The sequence below is a fragment of the Sorangium sp. So ce327 genome (assembly GCF_051530205.1).
Classification (GTDB): Bacteria; Myxococcota_A; Polyangia; order Polyangiales; family Polyangiaceae; genus Sorangium; species Sorangium cellulosum_B.
Genome location: NZ_CP150330.1, coordinates 9,426,991 through 9,446,337, shown reverse-complemented (window position 1 = coordinate 9,446,337; position 19,347 = coordinate 9,426,991). Strand labels below are relative to the sequence as shown.

Here is a 19,347-nt window from a genome sequence, read left to right as displayed (position 1 = left end):
CTTCGTGGCGCGAACAGACCGTCGCGTACACATCTCCATTGCAATTTTGCACCAGGCCCTGCGATACCTGAACAAGGGGGATCGCTGCGTTGCCACCCGGTTCCAGGGGAGAGACCGGGCGAGCGAACGTTGCGGGAACGCGCATGATCAGTCTGTCCGAGTACGCGCTCACGGACGTGGTTCACGAAGGCAGGAGCGTCGTCGTTCACCGTGGTTACCGGAAGCAGGACGGCGCGAAGGTCATCGTCAAGCGGCTGAAGGCCGAGCTCCCCGACCCTACAGAGCTGGCGACGCTGCGGCACGAGCACGCGATCCTCAGGGAGCTCGCGATCGCCGGTGTCCCGAGGGTCCATGGGCTCGCGACGTCCGAGCGCGGCGTGGCGCTCGTCATGGAGGATACCGGCGGGCGGGTGCTCTGCGACATCCTGCGTGAAACAGGCCTCGATCTCCGGACCACGCTGGAGGTCGCCATCGCCCTCGCGGCCATCCTCGAGTCCCTCCATCAAAGGCGCATCGTCCACAGGGACGTCAAGCCGCACAATGTCCTCCTCGATCTGGAGTCAAAGGCGATCAGGCTCATCGATTTCGGCATCTCGGCGCGCCTCGCCCAGGAGGTCCAGGCGATCGGCAGCCCTGAATCGCTCGAAGGTACGCTCGCGTACATCTCGCCCGAGCAGACCGGCCGCACGAGCCGCCTCGTCGATCACCGCTCCGACCTCTACTCCCTCGGCGTCACGCTGTACGAGATGCTCACGAGGTCTCTGCCTTTTCGAGCGGTCGACTCCGTTGAGCTCGTGCACAGCCACATCGCGAGGACACCGACCTCGCCATGCAAGGTGTCGCCCGACGTCCCAAGGGCGGTGTCGGACATCGTCATGAAGCTCCTGTCCAAGGCCCCCGAGGACCGGTACCAGAGCGCTCACGGCCTCCGCGTCGATCTCGAGGCCTGCCTGTCTCAGCTCGTGCGGACGGGGCGGGTCGAGCCGTTCCGCCTCGGAGGGCACGATCTCTCCGCCGAGCTCTGCATCCCGCAGAAGCTCTATGGCCGGGAGGCGGAGACCGCCGCGCTCCTGTCCGCCTTCGAGCGCGCGGCGCAGGGGGCGACCGAGCTCGTGATGGTCAGGGGCCCTGCCGGCGTCGGCAAGTCCGTGCTGATCAAGGAGATACGGCACGCCGTCGCGCACCTGCGCGGAGGGTACTTCATCGCCGGCAAATCCGATCAGCTCGACCGGAATGTCCCGTATGCCCCTTTCCAGCAGGCGCTCCGGGAGCTGATCCGGCAGATCATGGTGGAGCCGGCGGAGGCGCTGAAGGGCTGGAGAGACCGGATCACGGCGGCGCTCGGGGAGAACGGGCAAGTCATGGTCGATCTCGTCCCCGAGCTCTCATGGCTGATCGGGCCGCAGCCGAGCGTACCGGAGCTCGGGCCGACCGAGGCGCAGGGCCGCTGCCACATGGTGTTTCAACGCTTCATGAGGGCGCTCGGGTCCTCCGAGCGCCCGTTCGCCTTGTTCCTCGACGACCTGCAGTGGGCCGATCCAGCTTCGCTGAACCTGCTCAAGATCATCCTGAGCAATACGGGCGGCGCTCATCTGCTGGTGATCGGCGCGGCCCGGGATCAGGAGGTCGACGAGGGACACCCGCTCTCGTTCGCCCTCAGCGAACTCCGGAGCGCCGGCGCGACCGTCTCCGAGCTGGCCCTCGGGCCTCTCGGCCTCGCCGACGTGAACCAGCTCCTGTCCGACACCCTGCACTGCGAGCCCGAGCGCGCGGCGCCGCTCGCCGCGCTCCTGTTCGAGAAGGTGCACGGCAACCCGTTCTACCTGAATCAGCTGCTCCGGCGGCTCCGCGAGCAGCAGCTCATCACGCTCGACCGGAGCGCGGAGGCATGGACCTGGGACCTCCGGCGTATCCAGGACACGCCCATCGCGGAGAATGTGGTCGAGTTCATGGTCGACAGCCTGCGAAGGCTCCCGGCGAGACCCAGGAAGCTTTGAAGCTCGCCGCGTGCTTCGGGCACCAGTTCGATCTGGAGACGCTCGCGCTCGCCCGCGAGAGGCCCCTGGCGGAGACGGCCGCGCACCTGTGGGGGGCGATAGACGAGGGGCTCGTCCTGCCCCTCGGCGCCGACTACCGGTTTTACCATGATGGCGTCGCGCGAGACGCGGACATCCCGGAGCAGCCGGCCTGCAACGTCTCCTATCAGTTCCTCCACGATCGCGTGCAGGAGGCCGCCTACGCCCTGATCGATCCGGCGCGGAGGCCCGAAGCGCACCTCAGGCTCGGACGGCTGTTGCTCGCCCGCCGCGCGGGAGCGAGCGGCGACGGTGAGACGTTCGCGATCGTCGACCACATGAACCTGGGCGCCAGCCTGCTTGGCTCCGAGGACGAGCGGATCGAGCTCGCCCGGATGAACCTCGCGGCCGGCCGGAGGGCCAGGTCCGCGGCGGCCTTCGAGGCGGCGTTCAGGTACCTGGACGCCGGGATCTCGCTCCTCGACGGGCCCATGGACGGCTGGGAGCGCGACGGCGAGCTGACGCTCGCGATGCAGATGGATTTGGCCGAGTGCGAGTTCCTGACCCGCCGCTTCGAGCGCGCGCTCTCGCGGTGCGACGCCCTGCTCGGCCGAGCGCGAGAGCGGATGGAGAAGGTGCGCATTCACGAGCTGCGCATGACGGTGTACATGGCGCAGGGGCGTTATGCGGACGCCATGGCCGCCGGGATCGCGGGCCTGGCGCACTTCGGGATCGAGCTGCCGGAGGGCGGCGAGCAGATCGCGGCGGTCGTGGGGGCGGAGCTCGCGGACGTGGAGGCCGGCCTCGGCGGGCGCCGGGTCGCGGAGCTCATCGACGCGCCCCTCATGACGGACCCCGACAAGCGGGCGCTCATGAAGTTCCTCCTCGTCATGGTCAACGCCGCGTTTGCCTCGAAGCACCCGCTCTTTGCTTTCCTCATCGGCAGGCAGGTCAACATCTCCCTCAGGCATGGTCACTCGGAGGGCTCCGCGAGCGGCTATGTCGTCTACGGGTTCCTCCTCTCGGTGGCCCAGGCGCGCTTCCGCGAGGGATACGAGTTCGGCAAGCTCGCCATCGATCTCAACGACAAGCTCAACCACCGCGAGATGGTCTGCAAGTTGAACGTCCAGTTCGCGGGGTTCATCCATCGCAGCAGGCATCTCCGCGAGGCGCTCCCTTACTTCGAGCGGGCCTACGACGCCGGCGTGCAGTCCGGCGACTTCTTCCTGCCCTATGCCTGCTTCCAGATCGCCGAGACGCGGCTCGCGCTCGGCGAGGAGCTCGGGAACGTGGGCGAGGTGGTCGAGAACCTCCTCGCGCTCTCGCAGCGGCTCAAGGACAGCCCGAGCGTGGCGGTGCTGCAGCTCATGCTGCAGATGATCGCGAACCTCACGGGACAGACCAGGAGCCGAGACAGCCTGAGCGATGACGGGTTCGACGAGGCCTCCTTCGTCGCGACGCTGCCGGAGCTGCCGCTCGCCGCGTTCTGGTACCACGTGATCAAGGCACGGCTCGCGTTCCTCTACGAGGACCCGCAGGGGGCCCTGGCGATGGCGGATCTCGCCGCGCCGATGGTGGCCATCGCCGGAGGCACGCCCACGGTGGACCAGCTTCCCTTCTACGCCGCGCTCTCGATCCTGGCGCTGCCAGACGCGGCCGAGCGGGAGCGGCGCGGCGCATCGCTCGCGCAGCATCAGACCCGGCTCTCGCTCCTCGCGGAGAGCTGCCCCGAGAACTACCGGCACCGCCATCAGCTCGTGCTCGCCGAGATGGCGCGCGTGGCCGGGAGGGAGGTCGAGGCGATGGCGCGCTACGACGAGGCGATCTCCGGCGCGCGGCAGAACGGGTTCGTCCACGAGGAGGCGCTGGCGAACGAGCTGTGCGCGAGGTTCCTCGCGGCCGCGGGGAAGGTGAAGGCGGCGCGCGTCCACATGACCGAGGCGTACGACGCCTATCGGCGCTGGGGGGCGATCGCGAAGGCGTCGCACCTCGCGGAGCATCATGCCCATCTCCTCCAGGACTCCGCGCCGCCGTCAGGCGAACGGTTGACGTCGGTGTCGCTGCCCACCACCACCACGTCGAAGAGCGCGGCGCTCCTCGACGCGACGACGATCCTCCGGGCAGCGCAGACCATCTCCGGCGAGCTCGTGCTGGATCGCGTGCTCGAGCGCCTGATGGGGCTCGTCCTCGAGAGCGCCGGCGCGCAGCGGGGCGCGCTGCTGCTCGCGCGCGAAGGCCAGCTGCTCGTCGAGGCGACCGCCACGGTCGAGCCGAGCAGCGTGCTCGTGGGCCTCTCGCTCCCCCTCGAGCAGAGCGGCGACGTCGCCCAGGCGGTGGTGCGCTACGTGGCCAGGACCAGGGAGCCCGTCATCCTGAACGCCGCCGCGCAGGACAGCCGCTTCGCCGCCGATCCGTACGTCATCGCGCGCCGCCCGCGCTCCGTCCTGTGCGTCGCGCTCTCGCACCGGGGCCGCCTCACGGGCGTGCTCTATCTGGAGAACAACGCGGCGTTCGGCGCGTTCACCGCGTCGCGGCTGGAGGTGTGCGAGATGCTGTCGTCGCAGGCGGCGATCGCGGTGGAGAACGCGCTGCTCTACGCGAGGGTCGAGGCGGCGAGCGCCGAGCTGCGGCGCGCCAACGAGGGGCTGGAGGGCGAGGTCGGGCGCCGGACCGCCGAGCTGCGGGAAGCCAACGACAGGCTCGCGCGCGAGCTCGTGGAGCGCGAGCGCACGGAGACGATGCGCACGGCGCTCCAGGAGGAGATCCTGCGGGTCAAGGACGAGCGGCTCGCGGAGATGTCGACGCCGCTCATCCCGATCTCCGATCGGGTCGTGGTCATGCCGCTCGTCGGGACGGTGGACCCGCCGCGGGCGCTCCAGCTGATGGCGACGGCGCTCGAGGGCGTCCAGGGGAGGGGCGCCAGCGTCGTGATCATCGACATCACCGGCGTGAAGCTCGTCGACACCGAGGTCGCGAGCCTGCTGATCCGCACCGCGGACGCGCTGAGGCTGCTGGGCGCCCGCGCGGTGCTCACCGGGATCAGCCCCAGGGTGGCGCAGACGCTCGTGGCGATGGGCGTCGATCTCGGGCGCATGGTGACGAAGCAGACGCTCCAGAGCGGCATCGCCTACGCGATGGGGAGACCCGCCGCGGCGTAGCGCGCGCTCGCGCGACGCCGCCGCGGCGATCTCGCCCTCGGTCGAACCACCGGTCTCCGGAGAGTGCGACGCGTCATGCCGCTGCGGCCGCCGCCAGGAACGCCTGCGAGAGCTCCGACGGCGCCGGCAGCGCCGCGCTCGCGAGCCCCCGCCGCGCCACCGCGAGCCAGCGCATCGGGTCGGCGACCGCGCCGCTCGCGATCGCCGCGAGCAGGCGGCGGCGCATCCAGTCCTTGCGGCGGTAGAAGCTCGTGCCGTGCTCGGCCGTCGGGCGCGGGACGTAGCTCGCCAGCGAGACGTGGGTCTTCTCGTGGAGCAGGAGATCCGCCAGCGCCGTGAAGGCGACCGCGTCGTCGCGCAGGAGCACCGCGGTGAGCAGCGCCCGCACCCGCGCCGACGCGAGGTTCACGCTGATCCCGCTTCCGTCGGTGTGCGCCATCTCGTCGGGGCCGTAGAGGTCCTGGTGCACCCAGATCGGCGACGCCGGGAGGTCCGCGGACTCGGAGATCGCCGCGTCGAGCCGCTCGATGATCGTCATGGCCGCGGCCACGGCGCGGACGCCGGGCACGTCGATCGCGGTCTTGAGGAGCGCCTCGCGCGAGGTGCGGGGCATCGGGCACGGCGCGGCGCCCGGCGCCCGCGGAGGCGCCCCGGCGGCGGCCTGGAGCGGCTGCGACGCCGCGCCCTCGCTCGCGAGGCGCCGCCAGAACGCCTGCGCGAGCGGCTCGTCGAGCGCGAGGTACACGAGGTCCCCGGACCGCACGCCGGCGGCCTCCGGCCCCGGACCGGAGGCGCCGAGCGGCCAGCGGACGGTGCTGCGGACCTGGCTCGACGACAGCGACGGCGCGGCCTCGAGGGGGCGGAGCGCGCCGGTCCGGTGCGCGTGGAGCAGCTCGCGCAGCGTCAGCGGCGCGCTCCGGTAGTGGACCTGGCCGAGCGGGGAGAGCGCCGCCCCCGAGGGCCGCTGGCCGGAGTCGACGACGATCGACCGGAAGAGGGGCGCGTCGAGCAGCCCGCTCGCGAAGCGGATGACCTGCTCGGGCGCCGCCACCGTGGGGGTGCGCGCGACCGGATCGAGCTCGTCCACCGCCTGCGCGGACGCGATCGTGATGCTCTCGCCGAGCAGCGCCGCGTGGAGGAGCCGGTCGAGGACCGAGGAGAGGCGGTGATCGACCGCGCGCAGGAGCTCGCGGTCGTACAGGGCGTCGCGCAGGACGAACCGCTCGAAGGCCGCGACGAGCGCCGCCTCGACCGCCGTGGACGCGGTCGCCGCGACCGCCGAGCGGCCCTTGTTGAGCGGCACGCCGAGCGGCAGCTCCGCGACCAGACCGAAGCCCGCCGCCGTGATCGCCCGCGCGAGCTCGCGGTGAAGCCCGAGCTCGGGGCCAGGGAAGGGATCGATCCGCGTCGTCACCGTGAGCCCCTTCTGGGTGATCGTGAGCTGCGGCTCGATGCCGTCGCCCCGGCCCACGAGCAGCTCGACCGCGCCGCAAAGCTCGCCCGACGGCGGGAGCCGGAGCGGCACCTCCGCGGCGCGGCGGAGGCGCCCGCGCGCCGTGTTGACGAGCGCGCCGTCCACGTAGATCCGCGCGACGGTCGCGTCGACGAGCCCCACCGCCGCGGTGACCTCCGCGGCGAGCGCGGGCCGCGAGATCGGCTGCGCGAGCGACAGCCTCACCGAGGTGCCCGTCGTCGGGCGGCGCGGCGGCTCGGAGGCGCGCTCGTCGACGCGGCGCGCAGGGGCGCCCGCGCGGCCGCCGTCCGCGTACGGCGCGGGCGGGGGGCGGGGGAGGGACAGGAGCGTCCACGAGAAGTCCTCGTAGGGCGGCCCCCCGCCGAGCGGCGCGACGAGCAGCCGGTGCCCGCCCGAGGGCGTCGCCGTGACCACCTCGATCCACGGCGCGATCTCGAGCACGGAGAAGAAGCCGATCCCGTGCTCGCCGATCGCGTCGGGCTCGCCCGCCTTGCCGCTCCGGAAGGGCACGAGCAGGTCGGCGAGGAGCTCGGTCCGGCTCATGCCGCGGCCCTGATCGGTGACCGAGATCTCGCGCCCGTCCTCGGACGAGCGGACGTCGATGCGGGCGCCCGGCGGCGACGCGTCGAGCGCGTTCTGGAGCAGCTCGCGGAGCGGGCCGATCCGCGACGACGCCTGCGCGTAGATGGTGCGGGAGAGGATGCGCTGCGCGAGGTCCGGCACCGTGGCCTCGCCGCGGCAGGCGGCGACGAGCGCGAGGCGCTCGGCGCTGCTCGCCTGCAGGTAGGCCTCGGCGCGCCCGTGGATCCGCACGAGCAAGAGCTCCGAGAAAAGCCCGTACGAGATCTGGGTCATGGCTCGCCTCCAGACGTCCTTTCGCCGGGCCGGGGCGCCGCGAAGGCCGTCCCGTCCACGGGTTCGCCGACGATGAGATCGCGCTCGAGATCGGCCTCGCGCACCCCGGAGGCCCGGTCGAAGGCGGCCCGCAGCGCGTACCAGTCGCTCCAGCCCGAGGGGCGCCGCACCGCCGCGCTGTCGTCGCGGATGAGCAGGAGCCGGCGCGTGCCGAGGCACGGCAGCGGCCCCGCCGGCCGCCGCCCCGGCGCGTCGGGGAGCGGCGGCGCGCCCGGCGCCCGGCGCGCCGCCGCGCCCGCGCCGCGGTCCGGCTGGAGCCGGCTCCGGCAGAGGGCGACCATCGTCGTGTGCGGGCTCGTCGCCCGCGCGACGAGCAGCGGCAGCCCAGAGAGGTCGCCGCGGCGCCGCGCCAGGGCCGAGAGCGTCTCCGGCGCGTCGATCTCGAGCTCGTCCTCGAGCAGCTCGCGCTCGCCGGGCAGGTGCGGCTGCCACTCGCGCTCCGCCCAGAAGCTCTCCGGCACGAACAGCCGCTCGGCCACGCTCGGCCCGAGGAAGCCGAGCAGCGCCTCGCGCCGCTCGGGGGTCACCATGCAGCGCCCGGGGCCGAGCAGGGCGCGCGCGAGATCGAGGGCGACCTCGTCCCAGCCCGCGGATTGCAGCATGAGCGCGCTGATCTGGGCGGCCATCTCGGCGAGCCTGTCGCGCGTGCGCCGGCCCTCGCCGCTCGCCGCGGCGAGCTCGATGAGGCGCCGGTAGAAGGCCGTCGCGACCGCGGTGAACTCGGGCCCGACCTTGAGCGCGTCCCGCCCCTCGGTCAGCTCCACGGCGGCCGGGAAATCGATGAGCGCGAGCTCGGCGAGGGCGAGGCAGGCGTCGACCTTGACCCCGGCATGGAAGGTGGCCGCCGAGATGCTCGGGAGCAGCCCTCGCCCGCCGACGTGGAAGCGCGCGAGGAGCGCGTCGCCGCGCTCCGCCTCGAAGTGGGTCCGCGCCTCCAGCGCGGCCGCGCCGGGGGGCTGCGGCGCGACCTCGACCCGCTCCTGGATGAGCTGCCCGCCGGAGATCAGCCGGCCGTCGTTCACGGCCGCGCCGTCGAGCAGCACGAGGGCGCGGCTCGCGGGGAAGAAGTGGAGCGCGTCGCGCAGGTACGCGCGGACCGTGGCCGTCTCGAGCAGCGCCGAGGTGACGCGCACGCGCGTCCCGAGCAGCGGCGCGATCCGGCGCACCGAGCACATCAGGGCGGCGGTGAGCTCGGACGACGCGCGGCCGCGGGCTTGCCCGGGCTCCTCCGAGGCGCTCGCAGGCGCGCTGCCCGCGTCGCCCGCGCTGGGCCAGGCCACGACGCGGATCGCCCATCCCTCGACGCCGTCGCCGGTGGTGACGTGCAGGCTGAAGCTCTCCGGATCCGAGAGCCCCAGCCCGAGCACGGAAAAGAACCCGACCCCGAACCGGCCGAGATCGATCCCTGGCCGCTTGTCCGTCGCGAACGGGATGAGCAGCCGTGAGAGGATTGCCCGGAGCCCCATGCCGGCGCCGGCGTCGCTGACCTCGACGCGCCCATCGGTGACGGCGACGTCGACGACGGGCTGCGGCGCGCGGGCCGCGTCGGCGGCGTTGAGCACGAGCTCGATGAGCGGCCGGAGCGGATGCCCGAACTGCCGGCAGATCTCCTCGTCGAGGATCTTGAGCAGGTAGGCGCGGTCGATGGGCGGCTCCGCGAGGTCGCGCTGCCCCGCGCACAGCGCCTCGAGCGCGGGGCGGTGCAGGCCGACGGCGACGAGCTCGTGCAGCGCCCCCAGAAAGTACAGCCCGGCGTCGCCCGGCAAATGCGCGGCGCGTCGGTCGCCGCCCCCGTCACCCCCCGCTCCGTAGTGCGCGTGCACGCTCGACTGCTCCCCCTCACGCCCGCCCTCGACATGCCCCTGCGCGAAGTGCGCGCACCCACCGTGCGAATGCGCGCCGAGTGAGCGCCGAGTGGCGGACGAGCGACGGCGCTTTCACCGCCCGTGCCGAGCCGAACCGTCGGGCGTCGACCGTCCGTCCTTCAGCGCGCGGCCGCCGGGGGCGTCGGCCTCCCGCCGCCTCGACCTACCCGGCGGCTTGGTGCTCGCGCGGCGAGCTCGGTGCGCCGCGCGCTTCGTCCTCGTCCGCGCTGCCCGCGCCCTGGGCGTCGCCGAGCCGCGCCGCGGCCGCGCGGGGGAGCGCTGCGCCCTGGGGGAGGGTGGTGCTCAGGGGCAGCGGCGTGACGCTCTGGGGCAGCGGCGTGACGCTCTGGGACGGCGGCGTGACGCTCTGGGGCAGATCGGAGAGCTCGGGCAGATCGGAGAGCGCGAGCGCGCTCCACTTGCCGGGGGGCGGGATCGACGTCACCCCGGCGCGCTCCCGCTCCAGGCGCGCGTTCAGCTCGCCCCCGATGAGCAGCGCGAGCGCCAGGAGCCACAGCCAGAACAGGAAGATCGCGACGGTCGCGAGGCTCCCGTAGAACGTGGCGTAGCGGCCGAGCGTGGCGACGTAGAGCGAGAAGAGGGTCGACACGGCGGCCCAGAGCACCACCGTGAGCACCGCGCCCGGGAAGATCCGGCGTCGCTCGATGTTCGGGCGCTGGATCGAGATCCTGAAGAAGGCGGCGACCATGCAGATGACGAGGCCCCCGGGGAGGGCGAAGGCGACGATGCGGGCGCCGGTCGATCCGGAGAGCGTGCCGATCAGCACGCCCACGCCGGCGACCACGGGCACCACGGCCAGGCTGGCCATCACGCACGCCGCCGCGATCGCCCTGCGCACGTACCAGGGGCGCTCGCGCGTGTTGTAGATCGTGTCGAACACGCCCATGGCGGTCGAGAGCCCTGAGGACGTGATCCAGAGGAAGCCGGTGATGCTGATCGGCGCGACCGCCGACGACTGCGAGAGCCGGATGAGCTCCTCCGAGACGAGCTTCGCGACGTCCGGGGGAGCCGCCTGCAGGATCGGCCGCACCACCACATCCGACCACTGGTGGATCCGGCTGAGCACATAGCCGGCGAAGGCGGCGAGCGGGATCAGGCTGAGGAACGCGTCGAAGGCCATCGCGCTCGCGGCCCGCGGCCCGTTGTGGCGATCCAGGCTGACGATGACGCTCCACACCGCCTTCGCTGCGCGGTGGTGCGCGATCTGTTGCCGGATCGGAGCAGGCACGGAGGGCAGCGTCGCTCTCCCTCGTGCGGGGCGCAATACCATCCGCCCCGCCGACGCGCGCGGCTCATCTCGGGACAGCGGCGATGTCCGTGCAGCGGCGCTCCGGCGTCACGGCGCGCGCGCCTAGGCGTCGGTGTTCCTGTCGGCGGCGAGGAGGCTCTGTACGGCGTAGGGCACCGACTCGACGCCGGCGAGCTCGGCGAGGGCGTAGGCGATGTGCTCGCGGCTCGCGTGCGGCGGGATGCCGACGATCGCCCAGGAGCCGCCCTCGCCGCGCTGCAGGTTGCTCCCGCGCTCGACGCGCATCGCGGCGATCGCGGGGTAGACGGCCACCGTCATCCGCTTTGGCCGGAGGCGGTCCAGCGTGCGCATGGCGAAGGCGATCCGGTCGAACTCGCTGGGGTCCCGGTACTCGACGTGCCGCGCCCGGTCGATCTCCACATGATGGGCATCACGCTCGCGCACGTCGTGAGCATAGCCCAAGCGGGCCGCCGCGCCGCTCCGGCCTGCGGCCCCGGACGGCGGCTCGAGCTGGCTCGAGCGAGCCGCGGGTGCCGGCGCCGGCCGGCCATGCTACGCGCCGAGGCGCCATGGACAGCCTCCCCCTGCTCGCCGATCACCCGTACGCCTCCTTCCTCGATCAGGTCGAGAAGCCCGCGCGCTACGCGGGCGGCGAGGTCGGCTCGGTCGTGAAGGACTGGGCGTCGGTCGAGGCGCGCGTCTGCCTGGCATTCCCGGATGTCTACGACATCGGGATGAGCCACCTCGGCTTCAAGATCCTCTACAAGCTGCTGAACGACGACCCGCGCACGCTGGCCGAGCGCTGTTATACGCCCTGGGTCGACATGGAGGCCCAGCTCGTGAAGCGCGGGCTGCCGCTCGTGTCCCTCGAGTCCGCGCGCCCGCTCAGGGACTTCGACGTCGTGGGCTTCTCCCTGCAGTTCGAGCTCACGTACTCCAACATCCTCACGATGCTGCACCTCGGCGGCGTCCCGCTGCGCGCGGCGGACCGCGGCGAGGACGACCCGATCGTGATCGCGGGCGGCCCGACGGCGACCCACCCCGAGCCGATCGCCCCCTTCCTCGACGCCATCGTCATCGGCGACGGCGAGGAGAAGGCGACCGAGGTCGCCCTCGCGTGGGCGCGGCTCAAGCGCGAGGGCGTGCCGCGGCGCGAGCGGCTCGTCGCGATCGCGCGCCTCGGCGCCGTCTACGTGCCCTCGCTCTACGCGACCCGGCTCGATCCCGACACCGGCTTCGAGGTCGTGGACCGCCCGCTCGCCTCCGGGATCCCGTTCCCGATCGAGCGCGCCCTCGTCGACCTGAACAAGTACCCGTTCCCCGACCAGAGCCCCACGGGCGGGCCCGAGGCCATCTTCGACCGCATGTCGATCGAGATCGCCCGCGGCTGCACCGAGGGGTGCCGCTTCTGCCAGGCCGGCATGATCTACCGGCCCGTCCGCGAGCGCGATCCCGAGCAGATCGTCGACACCGTGATGCGCGCGGTGCAGAGGTCCGGTCAGGACGAGGTCTCGCTCACGGCGCTGTCGACCGCCGACGTCTCGTGCATCTCGCCGCTCATCAAGAAGGTCACCGAGCGCCTCACCGCCGAGCGCATCTCGCTCGGCGTCTCGTCGCTGCGCGCCTACGGGCTCGAGCCCGACCTGCTCGACGAGCTCAAGCGCGTGCGCGCGACCGGCCTCACCTTCGCGCCGGAGGCGGGCTCCCAGCGGATGCGCGACGTCGTGAACAAGAACGTCACGGAGGAGCAGCTCCTCGAGACGGCCGAGCGCGTGTTCAGCCGGGGCTGGGGCAAGATGAAGCTCTACTTCATGATCGGCCTGCCGACCGAGACCGACGAGGACGTGCGCGGCATCGTCGAGACGGGCGCCCGCGCGGCCGGCGCCGGGAGGAAGGCGGCGGGCAAGGGCAAGCCGGTCGACGTGACGGTCAGCGTCTCGACCCACGTGCCGAAGCCTCACACGCCCTTCCAGTGGGCGGCGATGGACACGCTCGGCGAGGTCGGGCGCAAGCAACGGCTGCTCAAGGACACGGTGCGGCCGTACCGCGCCGTCACGCTGAAGACCCACGAGGCTCACGCCAGCGTCCTCGAGGGCATCTTCGCCCGCGGCGACCGCCCCCTCGCCGACGTCCTCGAGCGGGCCTGGCAGCGCGGCGCCCGCTTCGATTCGTGGGAGGACAAGCTCGATCTCGGCGTGTGGGAGGAGGCGTTCACGCACGTCGGCGTCGACCGCGAGAAGTACCTCGGCACCCTCCCGGTGACGGCGCGGCTGCCCTGGGATCACATCGACGTCGGCCTCGAGGAGGGCTTCCTCGCGAAGGAGTACAGGAAGGCGCTCCAGAGCCGCCTCAGCCCGCCGTGCGGCAAGGTCGCCGGCATGTTCGTCCACCACACGAACCTCGACGACGCCAAGGCCGACGCGCGGCGGCTCGTCTGTTACGACTGCGGCGTCGCCTGCGACATGACGCAGATGCGCGAGGAGCGGCTCACCTTCCTCGATCGGCTCGGCGCCCACCGGCGCTCGCTGCCGGTGCTGACCGACGCTGGCGCCGCGCCGCCCGCGGCCGCCCCGGGTCCCTCTGGCGCGGCGGCGAGCGATGGAGGAGCGGAGCCGGCGAGCGACGGCGGCGCGGAGCGGGAGAGCGTCGCTGCCACGGAGCCGGAGAGCGGCGACGGCAGGGAGCCCTCGCGCGCCGAAGCGGAGGCGCCCCACCGCGCGCGGCGGATCGCGCCTGCGCCGAAGGGGCGCGGCGGCTTCCGCTATCGCTTCCGCTTCGAGAAGGCCGGGCCGATGGCGCTGCTCGGCCACCTCGACGTCGTGCGCGAGCTGCCCCGCGTGCTCCGGCGCGTCGGCGCGCCGATGACCTACACCGCGGGCTTCCACCCGAAGCCCGACATGACCTTCTCGCCGGCGCTCTCGCTCGGCGTGATCAGCCTCGACGAGTACGTCGACCTCCGCCTCGAGCGCGACCTCGATCCCGCCGCGCTCGACGCGCTCGTCGCCGCGATGTCGGCCGCGAGCCCGCGCGGGCTCGTGTTCAGCGGCGCCGTCAAGCTCGGCCCGGAGGACCCGGCCCTGAGCAAGCTCATCGCCGGCGCGCGTTACGCGCTCGCCTTCGCGCGCTCCGCGATCGGCGGCGACGCGGAGGCGCTCCTCGCCGCCCGCTGCAGCGCCGCCCTCTCGGCGGAGTCGCTCCCGATCCGCCGCGAGATCGACCGGCTCGCCAAGATGGTCGACGTGCGCCAGTACCTCGTGCGGGCCGAGGTCGGCGGGCCCGAGGTCCACGCGGCGCTCGCGCGCGCCGGGCTCGTCGGTGATCTCGTCGCCCTCGAGGTCGAGGTCGATATCCGCGGCTCGGGTGCGGTGAAGTCGTCCGAGGTCGCGGCGGTGATCACGGGAGAGCCGGGGGAGGCGCCGGGCGCGATCACGCCGCCGCCGCACCGCGCCGTGCGGCTTCAGCTGTTCGGCCGTACCTCGCCGGCGGGCTCCGTAGCGGGCGAGCGCTTCTCGCTCTTCGATCTCGAGCGGGCGCGCCGCGTCAAGTCGGCTCCGGAGCGAACACCGGCTCTCCCGCTCGCCGCGGACGCCGAGTGAGCCAGCCCAGGACGGTCGCGTCGTAAAGATCCTCCCGGCGGCGGCGGCAACGACGCACGGAGCGCGGGGGCGCGGAGCGCGGAGCGCGCGCGGGCGATCGCTCGGGGATCGGCTACGCTGCGCTTTGCTTTATGGAAAAGGAGGGTCACGAGGCGGCGTGCTGCGCGGCGCGCCTGGCCGCGGCGGGGGCGGTCGGCGCGAGCGTCGCCCACGAGCTGCGCAACGCCCTCGCGGTCGCGGAGTCGTCGCTCTACCTGGCGCAGCGCGACCTCGACGATCGGCCTCGCCTGCTGCGCCACCTCGACCGCGTGACGTGCGAGATCCGCAAGGCGCACGAGGTCATCGGCAGCGTCCTCGGGCTGGCGCGCGGCGAGCCGCTGCGGCGCGAGCCGGCGCACCTCGGCCGGCTCATCGAGAGCGCGCGGCACGCGCTGGTGCTGCCCACGGCGGTCCGGTTCGAGGTCGCCGTCGCGCCGGCCGACCTCACGCTCCTGTGCGATCCGATCCTGCTCGAGCGCGTCTTCTCGAACCTCTACCTCAACGCGATCGAGGCGTTCGAGGGGCCCGGCGGCGAGATCGTCACGCGGGCGTGGAGGGGCGACGAGCGCACGCACCTCGAGATCGAGGACAACGGCCCCGGCGTTCCTCCGTGCGTGGCCGCCCACCTCTTCGAGCCGCTCGTGACCGCCAAGGTGAAGGGGACCGGCCTCGGCCTCGCGCTGAGCCGGGTCATCGTCGAGGCGCACGGCGGCGAGATCACAGCGACGGCGGGCCGATGCGGGGGCGCGGCGTTCCGCATGTGGTTGCCGAACGCGTGACGGGCGCGGAGCGTGGCGCGCTCCCCGGGGCGCATCCCCGGCGTGCTATCGTCCTCTCATGCAGGTGAAGCGCCGGACGGCGGAGCGCGGCCCTTTCCGCGCGGAGCACCTCCGCGCGGGGGATCCGTACGAGCTGTCGAACGGCCACCCCGTCTACTGCGCCCCCACGGGGGGGCGTGCCTCGGGGCCGAACCACCTGGGCAGCTCGGTCGTGGGGTGGGACCCGGCGGTCAAGGAGGTGGGCGTGGACACGGGGTACTCCCCGGAACCGGGCACCCTCCGCGCGCCGGACGTCGCGGTGGGGAACGTCCCCGACAGGCCGGGCTGGGTGAAGGGCGTGCCGGAGCTCGCGATCGAGTACGCCGACGTGGGGCAGGACGAGGAGGCGCTCAAGGAGAAGATCGCCGACCTGCTCGCGGCTGGTACGAAGCTCTTGTGGGTGGTGCGCCTCACCGGTCCACGGCGGGTCGAGGTGCACGAGCCGCGCCGGAAGGTGCGCGTCGCGCTCCCCGGGGAGCTGCTGAGCGCGCCGGGCATCCTGAAGAACGCGGTCCGGGTCGAGGCGCTCTACGACCGGAGCGAGGCGGAGAAGAGCACGCTGACCAACCTCCTCCAGCGGCGCGGATACGAGGATCTCGACGCCGTGCTCGATGCAGGGCGCGAGGAAGGACGCGAGCAGGGGCGCGAGGAAGGCCGCGAAGAGGGGCGTGAAGCGGGGCGCGAGGAAGGCCGCGAAGCGGGGCGCGAGGAAGGCCGCGAAGAGGGGATCCTCGAGGGCAAGCGCGACGCGCTGAGGCGTGTCCTCGCTCGGCGAGGATTGCGGCTCACGAAGGCGGCCGCCGCGAAGATCTCGTCGTGCAGGAGCGAGCGCGAGCTCGACCGCTGGCTCGACCGCGCCCTCGTCGCGTCGGCCACGGCGGAGGTGTTCGGCCGCGCGGGCCGTTGACCCGGGCCCGCGCGCCGCGCGGATCAGGCGCGGCCGCGGCCGCGGACGAGCTCGGCGATGGCCTCTCCCAGGCCCTCCAGCGTGAGCGCGAACATCGGGAAGATGCTCTTGATCGCGTCGACGGTCGGGTGGGGATAAGGGCCGATCCCGTCCGGGTTCAGCCACACGGCGCGGTCGAAATGGTCGCGGAGCATCATCAGCCAGGCGACGCCGGGCAGCCGCGCGTCGGGGTCGAACGAGGAGCCCGCGCCGCCGCCGGAGCCCGACGAGCCGAGCAGCTCGTAGGGCGCCATCGAGGCGTCTCCGACCATCACGAGCTTGTGGTGCTTGCCGCACTCGCGGAGGAGCTCGCGCACCGGGACGGGGTCGAGGAGCCCCTCGGTCCTGAAGACCCTCTCGTAGACGCAGTTGTGGAAGTAGTAGCTCCTCAGCTCCTTCCAGTGCGTCGCGCGCTTCGCCGCGCTGAAGAGCTGCGACACGAGCGCGGCGCTGGGATCCATCGAGCCGCCCACGTCCATCATCAGGATCACGCGCGTGTTCGGCCGGCGCGGGGGCCTCGTGACGATCTCGATCTCGCCCGCGTTCCTGGCCGTCGCGTCGATCGTCGCCTCGATGTCGAGCTCGCGATCGCCGCCCTCGCGCGCGAAGGCGCGCAGCTTGCGCAGCGCCACCTCGATCTGGCGCACGTCGAGCGTGAGATCGCTGCGGTAGGGGCGGTAGCGGCGGGCGTCGGCGTTCTGCACGGCGCCGCTGCGCCCGCCCGCGGGGCCGCCGACCTGGATGCCGCTCGGATGGAAGCCGCCGCGGCCGAACGGTGAGGTGCCGCCGGTCCCGATCCACCGGCTGCCCCCGTCGTGGCGCTCGCGCTGCTCGCGGAGGCGCTCCTCGAACCGCCGGAGCACCTCCTCCAGATCGAGCTCCTCGATCATCGCCCTCTCCTCGTCGGAGAGGGCGCGCATCTTGATGGGATCCCGGAGCCACGAGAGGAGCTCCTCCGTCACCGCCTTGGCCTCCACGTGCACGCCGCGGAAGTGCTGGGCGAACGCCAGATCGAAGTCGTCGAGGTGCGCCTCCGAGTGCACGAGCATCGCCCGCGCGACGTGGTAGAAGCCCTCGAGCGAGCTCTCGTGGAGGCCCGCGGCGAGCGCGCACGCGAGGCCGACCGCCTCCTGTGCGCCGACCGGGACCTTGCGGGCCCGGAGCTCGTAGAGGAACGCGACGAACATCGCTACGACCGGAACCGCCTGCCGCCCGCCAGCTGATCGGCCAGCGCGACAAGGTCCTGCTCCTTCTTGAGCAGCGCGCCGAGGAACGGCAGCGCCTTGTCGAGCTTCACCTCGCCCACGCCCGCCCTCCGCAGGACGGCGATCCAGTCGATGAGCTCGCTCGTCGAGGGGCGCTTCCGGATCCGGGTGTTCTTCCGGATCTCGTAGAACACCTGCATCGCCTGGTCGGCGAGCGTCCGATCGAGATCGGGGTGGTGGACGTGGAGGATCTCCCGCATGAGCTCGGGCTCCGGGAAATCGATGAAGTGGAAGACGCAGCGGCGCAGGAACGCGTCCGGCAGCTCCTTCTCGTTGTTGCTGGTGATGATGACGACGGGCCGCTCCCGCGCGACGATCTCGTCGCCGGTCTCGGCGACGCGGAAGCGCATCCGATCGAGCTCGTGGAGGAGATCGTTCGGGAACTCGAGGTCCGCCTTGTCGACCTCGTCGATGAGGAGCACGACGCGCGCCGAGGCGTTGAACGCGTTACCGAGCGGGCCGAGCTTGATGTACCGGCGGATGTCGCGGACGTCGCCGTCGCCGAAGCGCGCATCGTAGAGCCGCTGCACGGTGTCATAGACGTAGAGCCCGTCCTGGGCCCGCGTGGTGCTCTTGACGTGCCAGGTGATGAGCTCGGCCGACAGGCTCCGCGCGATGGCCTCGGCGAGCAACGTCTTGCCGGTGCCGGGCTCTCCCTTGACGAGGAGCGGCCGCTCCAGGACCAGCGCGCAGTTGACGGCGGCCTCGAGCGCCTCGCTCGTGAGGTAGCGTTCGGTGCCGCGGAAGCGGCGGAAGTCGGACATGCCGGAACGGTAGCATCCCCCGCCGATCGCGGCGGACCGCGCGGGGATCAGAGCCAGTCGCGCGCGAGGTAGGCCGTCCACGAGGCGGCCCGCTCCCAGAGGGGGCGCTGGGCCCAGCCCGCGGCGGTGATCTCGCGGCAGTAAGAGAGGTCGTCGGCGAACATCCGCTCCATCGCGCCCGCGAACCCGCGGTGCGAGACGACGGCGTTCACCTCGAGGTTCATGCGGAGCGACTGGCTGTCGAGGTTGGTGGAGCCGACGGTGGACCAGAGGCCGTCGATGACCGCGGTCTTGGCGTGAAGGACGCGGCCTCGCCACTCGAACATGCGGGCGCCGGCGTCGAGGAGGTGGCCGTAGATCGCGCGCGACGCGAGCAGGACCGCGGGCACGTCGGTGGTGCCGGCGACCATGATCCTGACGTCGACGCCGCGGCGGGCCGCGGCGGAGAGCACGTGGATGATCCGGAGCGGCGGCAGGAAGTAAGCGTTGGTGATGTAGATCCTGCGCCGGGCGCGCTCGATGGCGTGCCGGTAGGCGTCGCGGATGCCGTGGCGGTGCCTGCGGCGGGGGAGGTCGTTGCTGATGATCTGGACGGCGGGGTCGGGCCTGCGCTCGGCGTAGCCGTAGCGCTCGTCGTCGATGGGGGCGCCGCCCGTGCGCTGCCACGTGCGCAAGAAGAAGTACTGGAGCTCGGCGGCGGCGGGGCCCTCGATGCGGAGATGGGTATCGCGCCAGTCGGCGCCGCCGTCCTCCGGCGCCGCGTAGTCGTCGGAGAGGTTGAGGCCGCCCGTGAAGGCGATCGCACCGTCGACGATGAGCGCCTTGCGGTGGTCGCGGCGGGCGACCTTCCCGAGTGGGGCGGAGAGGTCGAGGGGGCGGAAGGCGAGGGACCGGACGCCGGCGCGGTGGAGCCCGTCGAGGAAGGACGACGAGACGGAGGAGCCCCAGGCGTCGAAGAGGACGTTCACCTCGACGCCGGCCGCCGCCCGCTCCATGAGCGCCTCGGCGAAGCGCTGGCCGGTGCGATCGACCCGGAGGATGTACGTCTCGAGGCAGATCGTGCGCCGGGCGCGGGCGATCGCCTCGAGCATGGCCGGGTAGGTCTGCGCGCCGTCCTTGAGGAGCGCGAGGCGGTGCGCGCCGACGGTCATCTCGGCGAACGCGGGCGCGGGAGGGGGCTGGGACATGCGGCGGGGGCCAGGCTGCCCGGGACGAGGCGGCG

12 protein-coding genes are annotated in these 19,347 nt (G+C 72.8%); 5 read left to right on the top strand and 7 right to left on the bottom strand.

Going from position 1 to position 19,347, the window contains the following annotated elements; genetic code table 11:
* The first annotated feature begins 143 nt into the window (after nucleotides 1-143).
* Complete coding sequence (locus WME95_RS35395; RefSeq protein WP_437903742.1) at nucleotides 144-1,997, top strand: ATP-binding protein; 1,854 nt, start codon at nucleotides 144-146, stop codon at nucleotides 1,995-1,997.
* Nucleotides 1,994-5,173, top strand: a complete 3,180-nt coding sequence (locus WME95_RS35390) for a GAF domain-containing protein (protein ID WP_437903741.1) — start codon at nucleotides 1,994-1,996, stop codon at nucleotides 5,171-5,173. The genes WME95_RS35395 and WME95_RS35390 overlap by 4 nt, the downstream gene beginning before the upstream one ends.
* A 73-nt stretch (nucleotides 5,174-5,246) precedes the next feature.
* Here WME95_RS35390 and WME95_RS35385 read toward each other — a convergent pair whose 3' ends face one another.
* The 4 genes from WME95_RS35385 to WME95_RS35370 all read right to left on the bottom strand — a co-directional run bounded on the left by WME95_RS35385 (nucleotide 5,247) and on the right by WME95_RS35370 (nucleotide 11,141).
* The gene (locus tag WME95_RS35385) at nucleotides 5,247-7,502 is read right to left on the bottom strand and encodes an ATP-binding protein (RefSeq protein WP_437543966.1); all 2,256 of its coding nucleotides are present in this window, start codon (nucleotides 7,500-7,502) and stop codon (nucleotides 5,247-5,249) included.
* Entirely contained in the window at nucleotides 7,499-9,385 is a 1,887-nt protein-coding gene (locus WME95_RS35380) for an ATP-binding protein (RefSeq protein ID WP_437543964.1), read from the bottom strand. Before WME95_RS35380 ends, WME95_RS35385 begins: the two co-directional genes overlap by 4 nt.
* 205 nt (nucleotides 9,386-9,590) lie before the next feature.
* On the bottom strand, nucleotides 9,591-10,676 hold the full coding sequence (locus tag WME95_RS35375; RefSeq protein ID WP_437903740.1) for a YihY/virulence factor BrkB family protein: 1,086 nt from the start codon (nucleotides 10,674-10,676) through the stop codon (nucleotides 9,591-9,593).
* Nucleotides 10,677-10,799: 123 nt separating this feature from the next.
* A complete protein-coding gene (locus tag WME95_RS35370; RefSeq protein WP_157907079.1) occupies nucleotides 10,800-11,141 on the bottom strand; it encodes a hypothetical protein in 342 nt (113 codons plus the stop codon).
* A gap of 125 nt (nucleotides 11,142-11,266) precedes the next feature.
* On the opposite strand from WME95_RS35370, the gene WME95_RS35365 reads away from it, so the two are divergent.
* From WME95_RS35365 to WME95_RS35355, 3 genes are all read left to right on the top strand, one after another.
* The gene (locus WME95_RS35365; RefSeq protein WP_437903739.1) at nucleotides 11,267-14,293 is read left to right on the top strand and encodes a TIGR03960 family B12-binding radical SAM protein; all 3,027 of its coding nucleotides are present in this window, start codon (nucleotides 11,267-11,269) and stop codon (nucleotides 14,291-14,293) included.
* Nucleotides 14,294-14,424: 131 nt separating this feature from the next.
* Nucleotides 14,425-15,111 carry a sensor histidine kinase gene (locus tag WME95_RS35360; RefSeq protein WP_437543956.1) on the top strand — a complete coding sequence of 229 codons (687 nt, stop codon included), beginning with the start codon at nucleotides 14,425-14,427 and terminating at the stop codon, nucleotides 15,109-15,111.
* 58 nt (nucleotides 15,112-15,169) lie between these two features.
* On the top strand, nucleotides 15,170-16,057 hold the full coding sequence (locus WME95_RS35355) for a Uma2 family endonuclease (protein ID WP_437903738.1): 888 nt from the start codon (nucleotides 15,170-15,172) through the stop codon (nucleotides 16,055-16,057).
* A gap of 23 nt (nucleotides 16,058-16,080) precedes the next feature.
* Here WME95_RS35355 and WME95_RS35350 read toward each other — a convergent pair whose 3' ends face one another.
* From WME95_RS35350 to WME95_RS35340, 3 genes are read right to left on the bottom strand one after another with little or no spacing between them, the layout of a single operon-like run.
* Complete coding sequence (locus WME95_RS35350; RefSeq protein WP_437903737.1) at nucleotides 16,081-17,283, bottom strand: vWA domain-containing protein; 1,203 nt, start codon at nucleotides 17,281-17,283, stop codon at nucleotides 16,081-16,083.
* A 2-nt stretch (nucleotides 17,284-17,285) separates the two neighbouring features.
* A complete protein-coding gene (locus WME95_RS35345) occupies nucleotides 17,286-18,125 on the bottom strand; it encodes an AAA family ATPase (RefSeq protein WP_437903736.1) in 840 nt (279 codons plus the stop codon).
* Between the two features lie 47 nt (nucleotides 18,126-18,172).
* On the bottom strand, nucleotides 18,173-19,312 hold the full coding sequence (locus WME95_RS35340; protein WP_437543948.1) for a phospholipase D-like domain-containing protein: 1,140 nt from the start codon (nucleotides 19,310-19,312) through the stop codon (nucleotides 18,173-18,175).
* Between the last annotated feature and the right edge of the window lie 35 nt (nucleotides 19,313-19,347).